This is a genomic window from Pseudomonas sp. NDM, assembly GCF_003105095.1.
Lineage (GTDB): Bacteria > Pseudomonadota > Gammaproteobacteria > Pseudomonadales > Pseudomonadaceae > Aquipseudomonas > Aquipseudomonas moraviensis_A.
On record NZ_QETJ01000035.1, the window covers coordinates 21,094 to 38,981 of the forward strand.

At 59.9% G+C, this 17,888-nt stretch carries 20 protein-coding genes; 13 read left to right on the plus strand and 7 right to left on the minus strand.

All coding sequences use genetic code 11. From position 1 onward, the window contains the following. Nucleotides 1-23: 23 nt before the first annotated feature. Nucleotides 24-587, minus strand: coding sequence for an alkyl hydroperoxide reductase subunit C (gene ahpC / locus DCO47_RS10550; protein ID WP_016774916.1), 564 nt, complete (start codon nucleotides 585-587; stop codon nucleotides 24-26). Nucleotides 588-724: 137 nt separating this feature from the next. Beyond that, complete coding sequence (locus DCO47_RS10555) at nucleotides 725-1,663, minus strand: site-specific integrase (protein ID WP_065616253.1); 939 nt, start codon at nucleotides 1,661-1,663, stop codon at nucleotides 725-727. Between the two features lie 177 nt (nucleotides 1,664-1,840). Here DCO47_RS10555 and DCO47_RS10560 point away from each other — a divergent pair, with 177 nt between their 5' ends. Next, nucleotides 1,841-2,857 carry a DNA-binding protein gene (locus DCO47_RS10560; protein WP_116658053.1) on the plus strand — a complete coding sequence of 339 codons (1,017 nt, stop codon included), beginning with the start codon at nucleotides 1,841-1,843 and terminating at the stop codon, nucleotides 2,855-2,857. Here the strand turns inward: DCO47_RS10560 and gorA are convergent. Continuing rightward, on the minus strand, nucleotides 2,854-4,212 hold the full coding sequence (gorA, locus tag DCO47_RS10565) for a glutathione-disulfide reductase (RefSeq protein ID WP_116658054.1): 1,359 nt from the start codon (nucleotides 4,210-4,212) through the stop codon (nucleotides 2,854-2,856). The genes DCO47_RS10560 and gorA overlap by 4 nt on opposite strands. 129 nt (nucleotides 4,213-4,341) lie before the next feature. After that, on the minus strand, nucleotides 4,342-5,181 hold the full coding sequence (gene galU / locus DCO47_RS10570) for a UTP--glucose-1-phosphate uridylyltransferase GalU (protein ID WP_024013124.1): 840 nt from the start codon (nucleotides 5,179-5,181) through the stop codon (nucleotides 4,342-4,344). Nucleotides 5,182-5,439: 258 nt separating this feature from the next. Here galU and DCO47_RS10575 point away from each other — a divergent pair, with 258 nt between their 5' ends. Together DCO47_RS10575 and DCO47_RS10580 are read left to right on the plus strand one after the other, a co-directional pair. Continuing rightward, a complete protein-coding gene (locus tag DCO47_RS10575; RefSeq protein WP_016774922.1) occupies nucleotides 5,440-5,625 on the plus strand; it encodes a hypothetical protein in 186 nt (61 codons plus the stop codon). 140 nt (nucleotides 5,626-5,765) lie between these two features. Continuing rightward, nucleotides 5,766-6,053, plus strand: a complete 288-nt coding sequence (locus tag DCO47_RS10580) for a hypothetical protein (RefSeq protein WP_042606852.1) — start codon at nucleotides 5,766-5,768, stop codon at nucleotides 6,051-6,053. Between the two features lie 3 nt (nucleotides 6,054-6,056). Here the strand turns inward: DCO47_RS10580 and DCO47_RS10585 are convergent, their stop codons facing one another. Then, a complete protein-coding gene (locus tag DCO47_RS10585; RefSeq protein ID WP_042606851.1) occupies nucleotides 6,057-6,287 on the minus strand; it encodes a hypothetical protein in 231 nt (76 codons plus the stop codon). A gap of 72 nt (nucleotides 6,288-6,359) precedes the next feature. Continuing rightward, entirely contained in the window at nucleotides 6,360-6,716 is a 357-nt protein-coding gene (locus tag DCO47_RS10590) for a hypothetical protein (RefSeq protein ID WP_042606850.1), read from the minus strand. 211 nt (nucleotides 6,717-6,927) lie between these two features. Here DCO47_RS10590 and DCO47_RS10595 point away from each other — a divergent pair, with 211 nt between their 5' ends. The 4 genes from DCO47_RS10595 (at nucleotide 6,928) to ada (ending at nucleotide 9,251) form a co-directional block, all read left to right on the plus strand. Further along, nucleotides 6,928-7,230 carry a DUF1883 domain-containing protein gene (locus DCO47_RS10595; RefSeq protein WP_007912251.1) on the plus strand — a complete coding sequence of 101 codons (303 nt, stop codon included), beginning with the start codon at nucleotides 6,928-6,930 and terminating at the stop codon, nucleotides 7,228-7,230. Between the two features lie 34 nt (nucleotides 7,231-7,264). Next, nucleotides 7,265-7,429, plus strand: a complete 165-nt coding sequence (locus tag DCO47_RS27025; protein ID WP_165839199.1) for a hypothetical protein — start codon at nucleotides 7,265-7,267, stop codon at nucleotides 7,427-7,429. 8 nt (nucleotides 7,430-7,437) lie between these two features. After that, on the plus strand, nucleotides 7,438-8,109 hold the full coding sequence (alkB, locus tag DCO47_RS10600) for a DNA oxidative demethylase AlkB (RefSeq protein ID WP_116658055.1): 672 nt from the start codon (nucleotides 7,438-7,440) through the stop codon (nucleotides 8,107-8,109). Nucleotides 8,110-8,189: 80 nt separating this feature from the next. Beyond that, nucleotides 8,190-9,251 carry a bifunctional DNA-binding transcriptional regulator/O6-methylguanine-DNA methyltransferase Ada gene (gene ada, locus DCO47_RS10605; RefSeq protein WP_116658056.1) on the plus strand — a complete coding sequence of 354 codons (1,062 nt, stop codon included), beginning with the start codon at nucleotides 8,190-8,192 and terminating at the stop codon, nucleotides 9,249-9,251. On the opposite strand, the gene DCO47_RS10610 is transcribed toward ada, so the two are convergent. Further along, nucleotides 9,241-10,224: an MDR family oxidoreductase gene (locus tag DCO47_RS10610; RefSeq protein WP_042606847.1), complete on the minus strand. Its 984-nt coding sequence runs from the start codon at nucleotides 10,222-10,224 to the stop codon at nucleotides 9,241-9,243. The two genes, ada and DCO47_RS10610, sit on opposite strands and share 11 nt — an antisense overlap. 187 nt (nucleotides 10,225-10,411) lie before the next feature. Between DCO47_RS10610 and DCO47_RS10615 the strand changes: the two genes are divergently transcribed. The 6 genes from DCO47_RS10615 (at nucleotide 10,412) to DCO47_RS10640 (ending at nucleotide 17,810) form a co-directional block, all read left to right on the plus strand. Then, nucleotides 10,412-12,865 (plus strand): autotransporter, encoded by a 2,454-nt coding sequence (locus DCO47_RS10615; RefSeq protein ID WP_116658059.1) that lies wholly within the window; start codon nucleotides 10,412-10,414, stop codon nucleotides 12,863-12,865. A gap of 104 nt (nucleotides 12,866-12,969) precedes the next feature. After that, nucleotides 12,970-14,034, plus strand: coding sequence for a nitronate monooxygenase family protein (locus DCO47_RS10620; protein ID WP_116658057.1), 1,065 nt, complete (start codon nucleotides 12,970-12,972; stop codon nucleotides 14,032-14,034). 134 nt (nucleotides 14,035-14,168) lie between these two features. Beyond that, a complete protein-coding gene (gene modA / locus DCO47_RS10625; protein WP_065616246.1) occupies nucleotides 14,169-14,936 on the plus strand; it encodes a molybdate ABC transporter substrate-binding protein in 768 nt (255 codons plus the stop codon). Next, nucleotides 14,937-15,617 carry a molybdate ABC transporter permease subunit gene (modB, locus tag DCO47_RS10630; protein WP_065616245.1) on the plus strand — a complete coding sequence of 227 codons (681 nt, stop codon included), beginning with the start codon at nucleotides 14,937-14,939 and terminating at the stop codon, nucleotides 15,615-15,617. It abuts the gene before it with no gap. Between the two features lie 3 nt (nucleotides 15,618-15,620). After that, the gene (gene modC, locus DCO47_RS10635; protein ID WP_116658058.1) at nucleotides 15,621-16,700 is read left to right on the plus strand and encodes a molybdenum ABC transporter ATP-binding protein; all 1,080 of its coding nucleotides are present in this window, start codon (nucleotides 15,621-15,623) and stop codon (nucleotides 16,698-16,700) included. Between the two features lie 72 nt (nucleotides 16,701-16,772). After that, nucleotides 16,773-17,810, plus strand: a complete 1,038-nt coding sequence (locus DCO47_RS10640; RefSeq protein WP_064362767.1) for a DNA topoisomerase IB — start codon at nucleotides 16,773-16,775, stop codon at nucleotides 17,808-17,810. The last annotated feature ends 78 nt before the right edge of the window (nucleotides 17,811-17,888 follow it).

Below are 17,888 nucleotides of genomic sequence, written 5' to 3' on the forward strand. Positions count from 1 at the left end.
GCCCTGCGTTGCATGTCACAGACTCAGATCTTGCCAACCAGGTCCAGGGACGGAGCCAGAGTGGCCTCGCCTTCTTTCCACTTGGCCGGGCAAACTTCGCCTGGGTGTGCAGCGACGTACTGAGCAGCCTTGATCTTGCGCAGCAGCTCGGAAGCGTCACGGCCAACGCCGCCATCGTTCAGTTCAACGATTTTGATCTGGCCTTCAGGGTTGATCACGAAAGTGCCACGGTCAGCCAGGCCAGCTTCTTCGATCAGCACGTCGAAGTTGCGGGAGATGACGTGGGTCGGGTCGCCGATCATGGTGTATTCGATTTTGCCGATGGCTGGCGAAGTGTTGTGCCAGGCAGCGTGAGCAAAGTGGGTGTCGGTCGAAACGCTGTAGATTTCCACGCCCAGCTTCTTGAACTCAGCGTAGTTGTCGGCCAGGTCTTCCAGCTCGGTCGGGCACACGAAGGTGAAGTCGGCTGGGTAGAAGAACACTACGGACCACTTGCCTTTCAAGTCAGCATCCGAGACTTGAACGAAGTCGCCGTTTTTGAACGCGGTAGCTTTGAACGGTTTTACTTGGCTGTTGATGATAGGCATCGATGACTCTCCGTCAGGGGTTATGAAGTTGATGGGTGAATCCTACCCACTCACTCGACGGAAGGCTCATTGGCAAACCTGATACTGCTGATTTGTTTTCGCTATTAGCTGACTGTATTAATAGAAGAAAACGATCTCTACGGTTGATCCGGCTTATCCATAATCCGAGCCATTCCCTGGAATGGGCTGACCTCAACATAGCGCATGGCGGATTTCATGTCCTTCCAGCCAACGTAACTCATCAGCGATTTCAGATCCCAACCGCTTTGATGCGCCCAGGTTGCAAAGCCGCGTCGCAACGAATGACTGGTATAACCGGCGGCGGCAATCCCGGCGCGCTGCAAGGCCTGACGCAGCAGAGGAATGATGCTGTTGGCGTGCAGGCCCTCTTCGCTCAGATTGCCCCAGCGATCAATACTGCGGAATACCGCGCCGCGCACCAGCGCTGCCTCTGTGATCCAGTCGATATAGGCCTGCACCGGGCACAGCTTCAACAACGCCGGGGCCTGACAGGTCTGTCCGAGATTTTCCCGATCACCCTTACTGCGCGGCAGATACAAGGTGATTCCCTTGCCGGCACTCGCCTGCACATGCTCGACCTGCAAGCGGCACAACTCGTCGCTGCGAAAGCCTCTCCAGAATCCCAACAGAATCAGCGCACGATCACGATAGGCCTTGAGCAACGTCGGGCGGTCCTGCTCTTGCCGGGCGGTCTGCGCCTCGTGCTCCAGCCAATCGATCACTCGCTGCAGATCCTGCAGCTGCAACGGCTCGGCCTGTTTTTCCTGCGCCGGATGCAAGGCGCGAATCCCCTTGAACACCTTGCGCACCACTGGCGCCTTGGTCGGGTCGGCAAACCCTTGGCTGTTGTGCCACTGCGCCAGCGCCGACAGACGCAATTTCAGCGTATTGATCGACAACACGCCGGCGTGCTCCACCAGATAACGCGCAACGCTGTCGGCGGTAGCTGGCAGGAAACCGCCCCACGACACCTCGAAATGCTCGATGGCCATGCGATAGCTGCGGCGGGTGTTGTCTCGGGTGGCGGCTTGCAGATAGCGATCAATATCACTCATGGGCAGTTTTCTCGCTGGCGTACTGGATCAGGCATGCAGATGCGCATTTTGCCGTCTGACATTGGGTAATACCAGTATATCCCGCCTGTTTTATTTCAATGATTTACCTCTATTCTCAGCGTGGTACACTCCGTACTTTAGTGGCATGTACCACAGTACGTAACCGTAGGAGTTCACATGGCCCGTGGCGGCATTACCAAAGCACTGGTGCAAATCGCGCGCACAGCGATCCTGGCTCGCGGCGAACACCCGAGCATCGATGCAGTACGCATCGAAATGGGCAACACCGGCTCGAAAACCACGATCCATCGCTATCTGAAAGAATTGGACGATGGTGCCCAGCCGACAGAAGCCTCGGCAGAACCGATAGATGATGAGTTGACCACCCTCGTCTCGCGCCTTGCCCAACGCCTGAAAGAACAGGCGCAGGAGCCCATCGAGCAAGCCCGCGAGCAGTTCGAAGAGCAACGCGAAGCACTGGAAGCCGAGCTGAAACAGGCTCGCCAGGCGCTGGAAAAACTCGAACACGACCACGATATTCAGGGTGCCGCGCTGCAACGCGAATCCGAAGCGCTGAGCAACACCCGCTCGATGCTGCAAACCGAACAGACGCGCAACGCTGGCCTGAATCAGGCATTGGCCGACTTTGAATTGCGCTTGCAGGATAAGGACGAGCAGATTCGCTCACTGGAAGAAAAGCACCTGCACGCCCGCGATGCGCTGGAGCATTACCGCAATGCGACCAAGGAACAGCGCGAGCAGGAACAGGCCCGCCATGAAGGGCAAATCCAGCAGATCCAGACAGAACTGCGCCAGGCTCAGCAGAGCGCGCTGGTGCGTCAGGATGAGATCACTCAGCTGCACCGCGATAACGAACGCCTGCTCACCGAGAACCGTGGCACTCAGCGTGAGCTGAACCTGCTGCAGGACCAGCTCAAGCAGAGCAATCAGCGTCAGGATCAATTGCTCGAGCAGGCCACGCGCATGGACAGCGAGCGCACCCTGCTCCAGGAACGTCTACGCGTGGCGACACTGGAAAGCCAGGCGCTCAAACAGAGCGTCGACGAGCAGACGCAGCTCAATCAGTCACTGGAAAAGGAATTGCTCAAGGCTCAGGCAAGCCTGGAAGACAGCCAGCGTCTGGCGGCTGCCGTTGCAGCAGCGCCAGATTCGGCCAAAGCGAAGGATGTTTAAGCGCTGACCGGTGTGCGCATGGTGACGAACTCTTCGGCGGCCGTCGGGTGCACCCCGATGGTGTCGTCGAAGTCGCGCTTGGTCGCGCCAGCCTTCAAGGCAATCGCCAGGCCCTGCACGATCTCGCCAGCGTCCGGGCCGACCATGTGGCAGCCAAGCACTTTGTCGGTCCTGGCGTCGACCACCAGTTTCATCAGGGTTTTCTCCTGACAGTCAGTCAGGGTCAGCTTCATCGGCCGGAAGCGGCTCTCGAAAATCACCACCTCATGGCCGCATTCGCGCGCTTCCTCTTCAGTCAAACCAACAGTGCCAATGTTCGGCAGGCTGAACACGGCCGTCGGGATCATCTTGTAATCCACCGGGCGATATTGCTCTGGCTTGAACAAGCGTCGAGCCACGGCCATGCCTTCAGCCAGTGCGACGGGGGTCAATTGCACGCGACCGATGACATCGCCCAGCGCGAGAATTGACGGCTCGGTGGTTTGATACTCGTCGTCGACTTTGATGAAGCCCTTGTCGTCGAGCTGCACATCGGTGTTTTCCAGGCCAAGATTGTCCAGCATCGGACGCCGACCGGTGGCGTAGAACACGCAATCGGCTTCGAGTACGCGACCATCCTTGAGCGTTGCTTTCAAGCTACCGTCGGCCTGCTTGTCAATGCGTGCGATGTCGGCATTGAATTGCAGATCGAGACCGCGCTTGGTCAACTCTTCCTGCAGATGCTTGCGTACCGAGCCGTCGAAACCACGCAGGAACAGATCGCCGCGATACAACAGCGTCGTGTTGGCACCGAGGCCGTGGAAGATTCCGGCGAACTCGACGGCGATATAACCGCCACCCACCACCAGCACCCGCTTGGGCAGCTCTTTGAGGAAGAATGCCTCGTTCGAACCGATCGCGTGTTCATGCCCCGGGATCTCAGGGATCTGCGGCCAGCCGCCGGTGGCGATCAGAATGTTCTTCGCGGTGAAGCGCTCACCATTGACCTCGACCTCGTGCGGCCCGACGATTTTGGCGTGCGCCTCGTGCAGGGTCACGCCACTGTTGACCAGAAGATTGCGGTAAATGCCGTTGAGGCGATTGATCTCGCGATCCTTGTTGGCGATCAGCGTGGCCCAGTCGAAGTTCGCTTCGCCCAGGTTCCAGCCAAAACCGGACGCCTGCTCGAAGTCCTCGGCAAAGTGCGCGCCGTACACCAGCAGCTTTTTCGGCACACAGCCGACATTGACGCAGGTCCCGCCCAGATAACGACTCTCGGCCACCGCCACTTTCGCCCCGAAACCGGCGGCAAACCGCGCAGCCCGCACACCGCCGGAACCGGCACCAATCACATAAAGGTCAAAATCGTAGGCCATTTCTATCTCCTCGGCAGGCCATCAGCATACCCGCAGTCATCCATTGGGCAAGCACTGCCGTTTATATAAGGACGGAAAATGAAAAAGCCACCCGAAGGTGGCTTTATCTTGCAGACGGGGCAAAAGCTTTTAGTAGGCCTTGCCAGTCTTGTAGAAGTTTTCGAAGCAGAAGTTGGTCGCGTCGATGTAGCCTTCAGCGCCACCGCAGTCGAAACGCTTGCCCTTGAACTTGTAGGCCATGACGCAGCCGTTCTGGGCCTGCTTCATCAGGGCGTCGGTGATCTGGATTTCACCGCCCTTGCCTGGCTCGGTCTGTTCGATCAGGTCGAAGATGTCCGGGGTCAGGATGTAACGACCGATGATAGCCAGGTTCGACGGCGCGTCTTCCGGCTTCGGCTTCTCGACCATGCTGTGCACGCGATAGATGTCGTCGCGGATCATTTCGCCAGCAATCACACCGTACTTGTTGGTTTCCTGCGGATCGACTTCCTGGATGGCGACGATCGAGCAGCGGAACTGTTTGTACAGCTTGACCATCTGGGTCAGCACGCCGTCGCCGTCAATGTTTACGCACAGGTCGTCCGCCAGGACCACGGCGAACGGTTCGTCACCGATCAGCGGGCGGCCAGTCAGGATCGCGTGGCCCAGACCCTTCATTTCGGTCTGACGGGTGTAGGAGAACGAGCACTCGTCCAGCAGCTTGCGGATGCCGACCAGGTATTTTTCCTTGTCGGTGCCCTTGATCTGGTTTTCCAGCTCGTAGCTGATGTCGAAGTGGTCTTCCAGAGCACGCTTGCCACGACCGGTAACGATGGAGATTTCAGTCAGGCCCGCGTCCAGTGCTTCTTCAACGCCGTACTGGATCAGTGGCTTGTTTACCACCGGCAGCATTTCTTTAGGCATGGCTTTGGTCGCTGGGAGGAAGCGAGTGCCGTAACCGGCTGCTGGAAACAAGCATTTCTTGATCATATAAGTCCTTGAAAAGGCTGTGTGTACGAGTTTCGAGGCAGTCTAATCAGGCGGCGTGCGCCTTACAATGCCCCGCGCTGGCTAACCGATGCCAACATAGAGAAATATTCGCGCGGATAGTTCCGTCGAGGTTTTTCAGCGGCGAATTCAGCGTAGCCCAGGATCGTGAGCATCGGGGTCACCATACGCTTATCAGCTCCCAATGCGAGCATTTGCCGCTATCATGGCGCCTTTGAACCAGCGAATGAGACAGACTAGATGGCCGCGGTAAAAATCATCAACGGGTATGTGATCGACAAGAAAGACGGCAAGTGGACGCTGACCACCACCAACGGCGAACACATCGCCGGGCCTTTCGACAGTGAACAGATGGCGACGGATGTGGCCTCGGTATTCACCGATACGCCTGCATCATCCAAGCGTCGTGGCAAAGATCAGGACTGATCCCGTTGCCGCACGCCCCAGGCCCTGCCAGCACGCAGGGCTTTTTTGTGCCTTGTTGGCAAACAAGTGGCCAATCGCTATAACCTTTTCATCGCGGCGCTGTCAGAGCCTCCAGTCCCCCACTTGAAGACCACGCAACCATGAACCTGAACAAACTGCAGCCGCTCTTCGCGGCATTGGTACTGAGCGGCTGTGCCACCTCGCAGCCGACCTATCTGAACAATGGCGAACAGGGCCTGAGCATCGATTGCTCCGGCGAAGCCAACTCCTGGGCAATGTGCTACGAGAAAGCCGACGCTTCTTGCGCAGGCACCGGCTATCGCATCGTCGGCACCGACGGCACACCGGCGCCAAAGGAAGATGATAAAACCCTCGGCGTCGACGTCGGCAATTACAAGACCCGCAACGTCGTGGTCGTATGCAAATAGTCGCTACATGTGGATTTCGGCGAACTTGATCCCGAGGCCACGGACGACCTCGATCAACTCGTCGAGCCGACTGAAAGACTCGACTTCATCATTGTCGTCCACCAAGAAGTAGCTGCGCCCTGCACTCTTCTTGAAAAACACGATCCATTCACCGGGATTCGCCGGGTTCTGGATGATATGGGTGGCAGAGACAAGGCCCTCTGCATGGCGCTCGCGCACGTGCTCTCGCTTCATCGCAACTCCAAAAATGACAATGCCGTCACAGCAGGACTGTGACGGCATCGGATGCTGATGTTCAGTAGTCTATCAGCCGGAAATACAGGCGTTCGCGGCTTTCTGCACATCGTGGGGGCGAACCGGCACATTGGACATTCGCTCGTGCAGTTTGATGCTGCTGCCGCCAGCACGATCTTCGATATCAAACACCGCTGCCGGGCCTGAAGACAGTTTGCCCGGGACGATCACCCGAACCCCATCCTTCTGCGGCTGGACCTGCAGCGCACCACGGCTGTCAGCAAGCTTGTCGGTCAGGCACTGCGCGTACTCCTGAGGCTTTTTGCCGGAGATCACGCTCATGGTTGGCAGCGTTTCATTGATTTCGGAAACATTTGCACAACCGGCCATCGCCAGAATCAACGGCACACACGCCACACCCCACTTCATATAAATCCTCCGTTAAAGACCGTCCGACAGCATGAATGCCGCTTTTCTCCGGGGCCTTGCGCATTTAACCCGCATGCCATTGCGAATATCTGTTCAAAATTTGTCAAAGCATCGCCCGACGGCCAGATAATAACCCGTGCGGGCTGATAAACTGCGTCCATCGACAAGCTATCGTTTTGATTTAGTAGAAAAAGCCCTTCTGGAGGCGCCCATGAAATTCATTCACCAGCGCGAGCACCTCAACGAAGACGACATCGTCGTCATTCAATGCTCGCAGATGTGCAACATCCGTTTGATGAACGACGCCAACTTCCGCAGCTTCAAAAACGGCGGCCGTCATACCTATCACGGCGGCGCGTTCGACACCTTCCCGGCGCGCATCACCGCGCCGAGCACCGGCTTCTGGAACATCACCATCGACACCGTCAATCGCCGCGCAATCAGCGTGACGCGCAAGCCGACGCTGACCCATTCGATCAAGATCATCCGTCGCTCCAGCACCAAACTGAGCTGAGACGCGCAGCCTATTCTGAAAGGAAACCACCACCGTGGCGCAAACAACCAAATATGTGATCAAGTACAAACTGGACGGCGAGCAGCGTTTCGACTTCGCAGAACTCAAAAACGGCACTGACGAGGAAGCGAAAGCGGCGCTGAAAAAAATGCACGCTGATGAAGAGCTCAGTGACATCAAGGTCAGCAAAGCGCTGTAACCGACACCATGCAACCGACCACCTTTGACCTGTTCGCCGACAACGAACCCGTACAGAAACCCCGCGCCGAGCAGATCGGCGAGCAATCGTGGGTGCTGCGCGGGTTCGCCTTGCCTCGGGTCGAGCAACTGCTGACGGCGCTCAAGGTCATTCTTGCTGCCGCTCCGCTCCGCCACATGGTGACGCCGGGTGGGTTCAGCATGTCGGTCGGCACCAGCAGTTGCGGGCAACTGGGCTGGATCACCGATCGCAGCGGTTACCGCTATTCCAGCGTCGATCCACTCAGCGGCTTGCCATGGCCGTCGATGCCGGCGGTGTTTGCCGATCTGGCGCACGAGGCGGCAGCGCAAGCCGGCTTCAAGGATTTCCATGCCGATTCCTGCCTGATCAACCAATATGTGCCCGGCGCCAAGATGTCATTGCATCAGGACAAAGACGAAAAGGGCTTTGCTGCGCCCATCGTTTCATTGTCGCTGGGTCTGCCGGCGATGTTTCTGTTTGGCGGCTTCGAGCGCAGCGATAAAAGCCAGCGCATCCCGCTGCTGCATGGCGACATGGTGGTCTGGGGCGGCGTGGATCGCCTGCGCTATCACGGCGTGCTGCCGGTCAAACCCGGCCATCACCCACGCTTGGGCGAACGACGTATCAACATCACCTTCCGCGTCGCCGGGGATCAGTAAAAGTTTGACCGCAAGGCGCGGAGTGTTGCGAGCTACGATGCTGGTTAACCTGAGCCAAACAGGTCAACGGATTACTCGTCATGGAAACGCTTTCGAACACCATCAACATTGAAGACGATCCACGCTGGGCCGCCGTGGTTGCCCGCGACCCGAGTGCTGACGGGCAATTTGTCTACGCGGTAAAGACCACCGGCGTCTATTGCCGTCCGAGCAGCATTGCGCGCTTGCCCAAACCGCAGAACGTCGAGTTTTTCGATACCCCTGAACTGGCCGAAGCTGCCGGGTATCGTCCAAGCAAACGCGCCAGCAAGGTCCAGAATGACGCGCAGCAAGCAGCGATCATTGCTGCGGCCTGTCGGCAGATCGAGGCGTCCGAGACGTTGCCGGCGCTCGACAACCTAGCGGCCAGCGCCGGGCTCAGCCCTTTTCATTTCCATCGAGTGTTCAAAGCTGCGACAGGCCTGACGCCCAAGGCTTACGCCACGGCGCAACGCTCGCGCAAGCTGCGTGCACGACTGGCGGACGGCGGTTCGGTGACCGATGCGCTGTATGACGCGGGCTTCAATTCCAACAGCCGTTTCTACGCAGCAGCCGATCAACTGCTGGGCATGAAGCCGACTGACTACCGCGGCGCCGGACAGAACAACGACATTCGCTTTGCCGTCGGCCAATGTTCGCTTGGGGCGATTCTGGTGGCGCAGAGTGAACGGGGGATTTGCGCGATTCTGCTGGGCGACGATCCACATCAGTTGGTCTGCGACCTGCAGGATCAATTTCGCAACGCCAACCTGATCGGTGCCGACCGTGATTTCGAACAGTTGATCGCCAGCGTCGTCGGCTTTGTCGAAGCACCAGCGACGGGCCTGACCTTGCCGCTGGATATACGCGGAACCGCGTTTCAGGAGCGCGTCTGGCAGGCGCTGCGCGAGATCCCCGCAGGCAGCACCGCCAGTTACGCCGAGATCGCGCAACGCATCGGCGCACCGACTTCGATGCGCGCGGTGGCTCAGGCGTGCGGCGCCAACCGCTTGGCGGTGGCGATTCCCTGCCACCGCGTGGTGCGCAGCGACGGCAATCTTTCCGGCTACCGCTGGGGCGTCGAGCGCAAGCGTCAGTTACTGGCGCGCGAACTCAACGATTGACGTCGACCACCACCCTGCCCCGCAGTTGCCCGGCAAGCAGTCTGGGCGCGGCCTCAAGTGCCTCGCGCAAACTGATTTCGTGACTGATCAGCTTTAGCAAGGAGAAATCCAGATCCCTGGCCAGTCGGTCCCAGGCCTCGATACGGCGCGCCTTGGGCTGAGTCACGCTGTTGATCCCCGCCAGCGTCACACCGCGCAGAATGAACGGCGCTACCGAGGCCGGAAAATCCATGCCCTGGGCCAGTCCGCACGCCGCGACCACACCTTCCGAGCGTGTGCTGGCGCAAGCATTCGCCAGCGTGTGACTACCGACCGAATCGACCACCGCCGCCCAGCGCTCCTTGGCCAACGGCTTGCCCGGCTCGGACAAGGTGGCCCGATCGATGATTTCTGCAGCGCCCAGTTGCTGCAGATATTCATGCTCGGACACCCGGCCCGTTGAGGCCACCACTCGGTATCCCAACGTGCTGAGCAAGGCAATCGCAAAGCTGCCGACCCCGCCATTGGCGCCGGTGACCAGCACTTCGCCTTGATCCGGTTTTACCCCATGACGCTCCAGCGCCAGAATGCACAGCATCGCCGTATAACCTGCCGTGCCAACGGCCATCGCTTGCGCCGGCGTAAAGGCCTTGGGCAGCGGAATAAGCCAGTCGCCATTGAGGCGGGCTTTCTGCGCCAGTCCGCCCCAGTGGTTTTCACCGACGCCCCAACCGTTGAGCAGCACCTGATCGCCGGCCTTGAAATCCGGGTGCGAACTGGACTCGACCGTTCCCGCCAGATCGATCCCCGGCACCATGGGAAACTTGCGCACCACCGGACTGCTGCCGGTGATCGCCAGCCCATCCTTGAAATTCAGGGTGCTGTACGCCACGTTCACGCTGACGTTGCCTTCGGGTAACTGTTGCTCATCGATTTGCTGCAGGTTGGCGCGATAACCGTTGTCGTCTTTGTCGATCAGAATGGCGTTGAACATGACGGCCTCTCGAAGATGATTTGAAAGAAAGCATGCCTTGAAATAGCACATCGCAACACATTGCCACACTCGACTTTGCGCTAACCGCTCAATCAGCCGGGTGAATCCATGGCGGGCGGCTATGCTTTTTCGACGGTTGTGTTTTTCCGGTTTCGCCTTGCAAACCGGCCTGTCGATGGAGCTGACGATGCTTTTCCTGCGCGCTTTACCCACGTTGCTGATGTTGTGTCTGCTGACGCTTGGCAATGCCTGGGCAGCCGCCCCGGCAGCAAAGCCGGATGCGGCGCCAAGCGAGCCGACCTGGCCGCAAGTGATCAGCAGCGGCAAGAGCAAGCTGACGGTGTATCAGCCGCAGCTCGACAACTGGGACGGCTACACGCTCAATGCCCGCGCGGCCGTCGAAGCCACGGCCGCCGACGGCAAATCCACCTATGGCATCGTCGAGTTCAGCGCTCACACTCTCGTAGACAAGGCCACTCGCTGGGTCGCGCTCAATCAGTACCAGATCCTCAAAGCCGAGTTTCCCGCCGATGCCAAACAGGCCGACACATGGCTCGCCATCCTGAAAAAAGATGCCGAGAGCCGCAAGAAAACCATCTCCCTCGATCAACTGGAAGCGGCAGTCGGCGTGCTGAACGCCGAACGGAAAGCCGACGGCGCACCACTGGAAAACACTCCGCCGACCATCATCAGCTCCGACCGCCCGGCAATCCTCGTGTATATCGACGGTGAGTCGGCTTATCGGCCAGTGGAAGGTACCGAGCTGCAACGGGTGATCAACACGCGCCCATTGCTGCTCAAGGATGCACAAGGCAAACACTACCTGCATGTATTCGACGGCTGGATGGTTGCAGATAAATTGAACGGCGATTACACGCGCCTTGCTGCGCCGCCGGCCAATCTGGAAAAAGCCAGACAGGCGGCGATCAACAGTCGCCAGGTGGACCTGCTCACCGGGCAAAGCGATCCGAAGGACAAGGTCCCCAGCCTTGCCAAGCCGCCACAGCCGAAAATCTTCATCGCCACTACGCCAACGGAACTGCTGGTCACCGACGGCGCCGCGCAATGGCAACCGATTCAGGGCACCAGCCTGTTGTACGTGAGCAACACCACCGGGCACATCTTCAAGGAAATCGGCGATCAGAACAGTTACGTGCTGATTTCCGGGCGCTGGTTTCGCGCCAGCGACATGAACGGACCATGGACCTTTGTCCCGGCAGACAAACTGCCGGCCGACTTTGCCAATATTCCTGACGACAGCGCGAAAGAGAACGTCAAGGCTTCGGTCGCCGGTACGTCACAGGCTCAGGAGGCTGCGATTGCCGCCACCATCCCGCAGACCTCGGCGATCAGGAAAAGCGCGGTGAAGATGACCACACCGCAATTTGACGGCGAGCCGCAGCTCAAAGCGATCAGCAATACGCCACTGCAATACGTGATCAACAGCGCCACGCCGATTATTCGTGTCGACAACGACAGTTGGTGGGCCGTGGAGAATGGCATCTGGTTCAGCGCCGCCTCAGTGAACGGCCCCTGGAGCGTGGCCACTTCAGTCCCAGCGGTGATTTATTCGATCCCGCCCGGTTCACCGATGCATTACCTCACCTACGTGAAGGTTTACGAGTCCAGTGGCGATACCGTGGTAGTCGGCTACACCCCAGGTTATCAAGGCTCGACGCTGGACCCGGCGACCGGCGTCGTGGTGTATGGCACCGGTTATCCGTACACGCCGTGGGTCGGCAGTGTCTGGTACGGGCCGCCGGTGACCTATGGTTTCGGCGTCGCGATCCGCTACACGCCGTGGACCGGCTGGACCTTCGGCTTCGGTTTCGGCTGGAGCTGGGGCGGCAGCACGAACGCGATGGGCTGGGGTTGGGGCGCGTATCCGTGGTGGGGAAATTACGGCTGGGGTTACGCATGGGGTCCGCGTCTGTACCCGGCGCCGCTGGCCTGGGGCGGCGCGGCCTACGGTTATCGCGGCGGTGCCGTGGCATGGGGCCCGGGTGGCTGGGCCGGGACCACCGGCAATCTTTATCATCAGTGGGGCGACCGCGCGACCGTCAGCCGTCACGGCGCCGGCTACAACGCCTGGACCGGCAATCGCTGGGCCGGTGAGGTCGGTGCCTCGTACAACTCGCGCACCGGTATTGCCGCCGCTGGCCAGCGTGGCGCGGTGCACAACGCCTATACCGGCAATTACGCCGGCGGACGCAGCGGCGTAGCGGCCGGACCGAACGGCGGCGCGATCGTTGGCGAACGGGTGACGGCCGGCAACGTCCGCACCGGAACTAAAGTCAGCGCCAATCGCGGCGCGGTCTACAACCCCAATACTGGCAACACCACGCAATACGGCGGCATTCACGGCCGCAACGGCGGCGCCGCCCGGGTCGGTGACAACGTTTATGCCGGGCGCGACGGCAACGTTTACAAGAAAACCGACAATGGCTGGCAGTCCGTGGCCGGCGGCGGCGGTGCCAACCGAACCCAACCCGCGAACAACAATGCGCAGCTACAAAATCTCAATCGCGAATCCGCCGCGCGCAATCTCGGCAACCAGCGCACGCACAACTACAACCGGTCTTCGCAAATGATGAACCGCTCGTTTGGCGGCGCTGGAGGTGGCGGACTGCATCGACGCTGAAAAACTGCATGTGATGTTCAGAATTTCAGACTGGCCCCACAGCCGGTTTTGCTGCTAAAACCGGTTGCCGTCCCTGCCCGTTTCATCGTTCGGAGAATTGCTATATGAGTCAGTGGCCAGACACCCGCATCCTTGATCTTCTCGGTATCGAACTGCCGATCATCCAAGGCCCGATGGCCGGCGCGACCAACTCTTCGATGGTGATTGCCGTGTGCAACGCTGGCGGCCTCGGTTCAATGCCGGCGGCGATGCTGAGCATCGAGCAACTGCGCGAAGAACTGAAAACCATCCGCCAGCACACCAGCAAGCCGTTCAACGTCAATTTCTTCTGCCATCAAGCACCGACGCCCGATGACCAGCGAGCCCGTGACTGGAAAAACCTCCTCGAACCCTACTACCGCGAACTGGGCGCCGATTTCGAGGCCCCGACGCCGGTGTCCAACCGTGCACCTTTCGATGAAGCCGCGTGCGCTGTGCTCGAAGAATTCCGGCCCGAGGTGGTGAGTTTTCATTTCGGTCTGCCGGAGAAAAACCTGCTCGATCGGGTCAAGGCCACCGGGGCGAAAATCCTCTCGTCTGCCACCACGGTCGAAGAAGCAATCTGGCTGGAGCAGCACGGCTGCGACGCGATCATCGCCATGGGTTATGAGGCGGGTGGGCATCGGGGGATGTTCCTCAGCGAGGATCTGAGCACGCAGGTCGGCACTTTCGCGCTGGTGCCGCAGGTGGTCGACGCGGTGAAAGTGCCGGTGATAGCGGCTGGCGCAATCAGCGATGCCCGGGGCGTTGCAGCAGCGTTCATGCTCGGCGCCTCGGCAGTGCAAGTCGGCACGGCGTACCTGTTTACCCCGGAAGCGAAAGTCAGCGCCTCGCATTACAAGGCTCTGCGGACTGCAAAAGACAGCGAGACCGCCATCACCAATATTTTCACCGGGCGTCCGGCACGGGGCATTGTCAATCGGGCGATGCGCGAACTCGGCCCGATGTCCGCGCAGGCGCCAGCCTTTCCGTTGGCCGGCGGTGCACTTATGCCACTGCGAGCCAAGGATGACGCGGACTTCGCCAATCTTTGGGCCGGTCAGGCGCTCACGCTGGGCAAGGACATCGGCAGCGCCGAACTCACCCGGCAACTCGCCGAAGGCGGATTGGCGAAACTCAATCGTCAATGAATTCATGCGGCGAGCGGATTTAATCCCTCGCCACCTGGCGGCGTCTCGCTATATATTTCTTTATATAGCGATAGCGCCCGTGTATCGGCGTTATCACAAACAGAGCACTAACCGCCGATCACGGAGCTTTCTACATGACCCTGGCTGCCACACGCGTTGCCCCTGCCTGCCTCGCTTCACTCCTCGCACTCTTCAGCATCGGCGCCGCGCAGGCTGACGAAGTGCAAGTGGCAGTTGCCGCCAATTTCACCGCGCCCATCCAGGCCATTGCTGCCGACTTCGAAAAAGACACTGGCCACAAACTGGTTGCTGCTTATGGCGCGACCGGGCAGTTCTACACCCAGATCAAGAACGGCGCGCCCTTCCAGGTGTTCCTCGCCGCTGACGACACGACTCCGGCAAAACTTGAACAGGAAGGCGAAACCGTCAAAGGTTCACGCTTCACCTACGCCATCGGCACGCTGGCGCTGTGGTCGGCGAAGGAAGGTTATGTGGACTCGAAAGGCGAGGTGCTGAAAACCAGCCAATACCAGCACCTGTCCATCGCCAATCCGAAAGCCGCGCCTTACGGCCTGGCCGCCACACAGGTGCTGGAGAAACTCCAACTGACCGACGCTACCAAAGCAAAAATCGTCGAAGGTCAGAACATCACTCAGGCTTATCAGTTCGTCTCCACCGGCAACGCCGAACTGGGCTTTGTCGCCCTGTCGCAAATCTACAAGGACGGCAAAGTCAGCAGCGGTTCGGCGTGGATAGTCCCGGCCACCCTGCATGATCCGATTAAACAGGATGCGGTGATCTTGAACAAAGGCAAGGACAGCGTCGCCGCCAAGGCCCTGGTGGATTATCTCAAGGGCCCGAAAGCCGCTGCGGTGATCAAGTCCTATGGATATCAACTGTAAATGTCATTGACCAGTGCCGATTTCGCCGCCATCTGGCTGACCCTGAAACTGGCGTCGCTGACCACCGTGATCCTGCTGGTAATTGGCACGCCGATCGCCTTATGGCTGTCGCGCACATCGTCATGGTTGCGCGGCCCGATTGGCGCCATCGTCGCCCTGCCGCTGGTGCTGCCGCCGACGGTGATCGGCTTTTATCTGTTGCTGGCGCTGGGGCCACACGGTTTTCTCGGTCAGTTCACCCAATGGCTGGGGCTGGGCACGCTGACGTTCAGTTTCACCGGGCTGGTGATCGGCTCGGTGATCTACTCCCTGCCGTTCGTGGTGCAGCCGTTGCAGAATGCCTTTTCGGCGATCGGCACTCGCCCGCTGGAAGTGGCCGCAACGTTGCGCGCCAATCCTTGGGACACGTTCTTCAGCGTGATCCTGCCACTGGCGCGTCCCGGCTTCATCACCGCAGCGATTCTCGGCTTCGCCCACACCGTCGGTGAATTCGGTGTGGTGCTGATGATCGGCGGCAACATTCCCGACAAGACCCGCGTGGTCTCGGTGCAGATCTACGACCACGTTGAAGCGCTGGAATATGCTCAGGCGCACTGGCTGTCCGGGGCGATGCTGGTGTTCTCGTTCCTGGTGTTGCTGGCGCTGTATTCCAGCCGCAAGACCCGCGCAGGCTGGAGCTGATCGATGATTGACGTACGTCTGAAACGCGCTTATTCCGGCTTCGAGCTGGATGTCGATCTGCAGGTGCCGGGCCGCAGCGTCACCGCACTGTTTGGTGATTCCGGCTCCGGCAAAACCACCTGCCTGCGCTGCATTGCCGGGCTGGAACGCGCAGAACAAGGATTCGTGCAGATCAACGGCGAGGTCTGGCAGGACAGCGCCAAGGGCATTTTCGTAGCGCCGCATAAACGGGCGCTCGGCTACGTGTTTCAGGAAGCCAGCCTGTTTCCGCACCTGTCGGTACTGGCCAATCTAGAGTTTGGCCGCAAACGCATTGCCAGGTCGCAACGCCGGGTCGACATGAACCAGGCCACCGAACTGCTCGGCATCGGCCATTTGCTCGAGCGTCATCCGCAGCATCTGTCCGGTGGCGAGCGGCAACGCGTCGGCATCGCCCGCGCTCTGCTGACCAGCCCGAAACTGCTGCTGATGGACGAACCACTGGCGGCTCTCGACAGCCGGCGCAAAAGCGAAATCCTGCCGTACCTGCAACGCCTGCATGACGAACTGGATATTCCGCTGCTGTACGTCAGCCATGCGCAGGATGAAGTCGCGCGGCTGGCCGATCATCTGGTGTTGCTCAGCGATGGCAAAGCCCTCGCCAGCGGCCCGATCGGCGAAACCCTCGCGCGTCTGGACCTGCCCTTGGCGATGGGCGATGACGCCGGGGTCATCATCGAAGGCCAGGTCAGCGCCTACGATGCCACCTATCAATTGCTCAGCCTGCAATTGCCGGCCACGGAAATGAACATTCGCGTCACCCATGCGCCGATGGCCGTGGGCCAGGCCTTGCGCTGCAAGGTGCACGCCCGCGACATCAGTCTGGCGCTGCACAACGATGCCGCCAGCAGCATTCTTAATCGTCTGCCGGTGACGGTGGTCAGTGAACAGGCGGCTGACAACAGTGCCCATGTGCTGATCCGACTGGACGCTGGAGGCACGCCGTTGCTGGCGCGGATCACGCGGTTTTCCAAGGATCAATTGAACGTGCATGCGGGCCAGCGGCTATGGGCGCAGATCAAGGCGGTGGCGGTGCTCGCGTAAATCATTCGGCACGACGGCCAGCGCCTGCGGTCAATCCTGTTACAGACTGCCGTATGACCGAAGGAAACCGCCATGCCCGATACCGTGCTGACAGATGCCCTGCCCGCCGATCTGCATTACGTCGATGACACTCAGCCTGGTATCACCCGGAAAAAACTGCGCGGCAAGTTCGTCTATTTCGAACCGTCGGGGCAGCGCATCACCGACCCGGACGAGATCAAACGCATCAACGCCCTCGCGGTGCCGCCGGCGTATACCGATGTGTGGATCTGCGCCGATCCCTGCGGGCATTTGCAAGCCACCGGCCGCGATGCGCGCGGGCGCAAGCAGTACCGTTACCACGCACGCTGGCGCGAAGTGCGCGACGCCGACAAATACTCGCGTCTGCGCGACTTCGGCCTGGCCCTGCCCAAACTGCGGCGCCAGCTTGAGGCGCTGCTCGATGCGCCGGGTTTCAGCCGTGACAAGGTCATGGCAACAGTGATCACCTTGCTCGACGCCACGCTGATCCGCGTCGGCAATACCCAATATGCTCGGGACAATCGCTCCTATGGCCTGACCACGTTGCGCAGCCGCCACGTCGAGGTCAACGGCAGCGCGATCCTGTTCCAGTTCCGTGGCAAGAGCGGCATCGAGCACCAGATCACGGTCAAGGATCGCCGCCTGGCGCGAATCATCAAGCGCTGTCTGGAAATTCCCGGGCAGAACCTTTTTCAGTACCTCGATGAACACGGCGAGCGGCACACCGTTACCTCTTCCGACGTCAACGCCTATCTGCAGAAACTGACCGGCGCTGCGTTCACCGCCAAGGATTACCGCACCTGGGCGGGCAGCGCCCTGGCCTTGTCGGTGTTGCGCGAGTTGCAGCATGAGTCGGAAACCGAAGCCAAGCGCCATGTGGTTGAAGCCGTGAAGAACGTCGCCAAACAGTTGGGCAACACCCCCGCGGTGTGCCGCAAGTGCTACATCCACCCCGCCGTGGTCGAGCATTTCATGCTCGGCGCCCTTGCCGAACTGCCCCGCCCACGGGTACGCAAAGGCTTGCGCGCCGAGGAAGTGGCTTTGGCGATGTTTCTCGAACGCATGTGCGAAGTAACCGAGGCGTCCTGAGTCGCACGTACCCCCTTGTAGGAGTGAGCCTGCTCGCGATAGCGGTCTGTCAGCTGATGAAGATGTCGACTGACACAC

Coding starts and splice junctions, on each gene's coding strand:
- DCO47_RS10580 (WP_042606852.1), top strand. CDS start 5,766: ATGAACCTGAACAAACTGCAGCCGCTCTTCGCGGCATTGGTACTGAGC.
- modC (WP_116658058.1), top strand. CDS start 15,621: ATGATTGACGTACGTCTGAAACGCGCTTATTCCGGCTTCGAGCTGGAT.
- DCO47_RS10590 (WP_042606850.1), bottom strand. CDS start 6,716: ATGAAGTGGGGTGTGGCGTGTGTGCCGTTGATTCTGGCGATGGCCGGT.
- DCO47_RS10575 (WP_016774922.1), top strand. CDS start 5,440: ATGGCCGCGGTAAAAATCATCAACGGGTATGTGATCGACAAGAAAGAC.
- gorA (WP_116658054.1), bottom strand. CDS start 4,212: ATGGCCTACGATTTTGACCTTTATGTGATTGGTGCCGGTTCCGGCGGT.
- modA (WP_065616246.1), top strand. CDS start 14,169: ATGACCCTGGCTGCCACACGCGTTGCCCCTGCCTGCCTCGCTTCACTC.
- galU (WP_024013124.1), bottom strand. CDS start 5,181: ATGATCAAGAAATGCTTGTTTCCAGCAGCCGGTTACGGCACTCGCTTC.
- DCO47_RS10620 (WP_116658057.1), top strand. CDS start 12,970: ATGAGTCAGTGGCCAGACACCCGCATCCTTGATCTTCTCGGTATCGAA.
- DCO47_RS10555 (WP_065616253.1), bottom strand. CDS start 1,663: ATGAGTGATATTGATCGCTATCTGCAAGCCGCCACCCGAGACAACACC.
- DCO47_RS10615 (WP_116658059.1), top strand. CDS start 10,412: ATGCTTTTCCTGCGCGCTTTACCCACGTTGCTGATGTTGTGTCTGCTG.
- alkB (WP_116658055.1), top strand. CDS start 7,438: ATGCAACCGACCACCTTTGACCTGTTCGCCGACAACGAACCCGTACAG.
- DCO47_RS10610 (WP_042606847.1), bottom strand. CDS start 10,224: ATGTTCAACGCCATTCTGATCGACAAAGACGACAACGGTTATCGCGCC.
- DCO47_RS10560 (WP_116658053.1), top strand. CDS start 1,841: ATGGCCCGTGGCGGCATTACCAAAGCACTGGTGCAAATCGCGCGCACA.
- DCO47_RS10640 (WP_064362767.1), top strand. CDS start 16,773: ATGCCCGATACCGTGCTGACAGATGCCCTGCCCGCCGATCTGCATTAC.
- ahpC (WP_016774916.1), bottom strand. CDS start 587: ATGCCTATCATCAACAGCCAAGTAAAACCGTTCAAAGCTACCGCGTTC.
- ada (WP_116658056.1), top strand. CDS start 8,190: ATGGAAACGCTTTCGAACACCATCAACATTGAAGACGATCCACGCTGG.
- modB (WP_065616245.1), top strand. CDS start 14,937: ATGTCATTGACCAGTGCCGATTTCGCCGCCATCTGGCTGACCCTGAAA.
- DCO47_RS10595 (WP_007912251.1), top strand. CDS start 6,928: ATGAAATTCATTCACCAGCGCGAGCACCTCAACGAAGACGACATCGTC.
- DCO47_RS10585 (WP_042606851.1), bottom strand. CDS start 6,287: ATGAAGCGAGAGCACGTGCGCGAGCGCCATGCAGAGGGCCTTGTCTCT.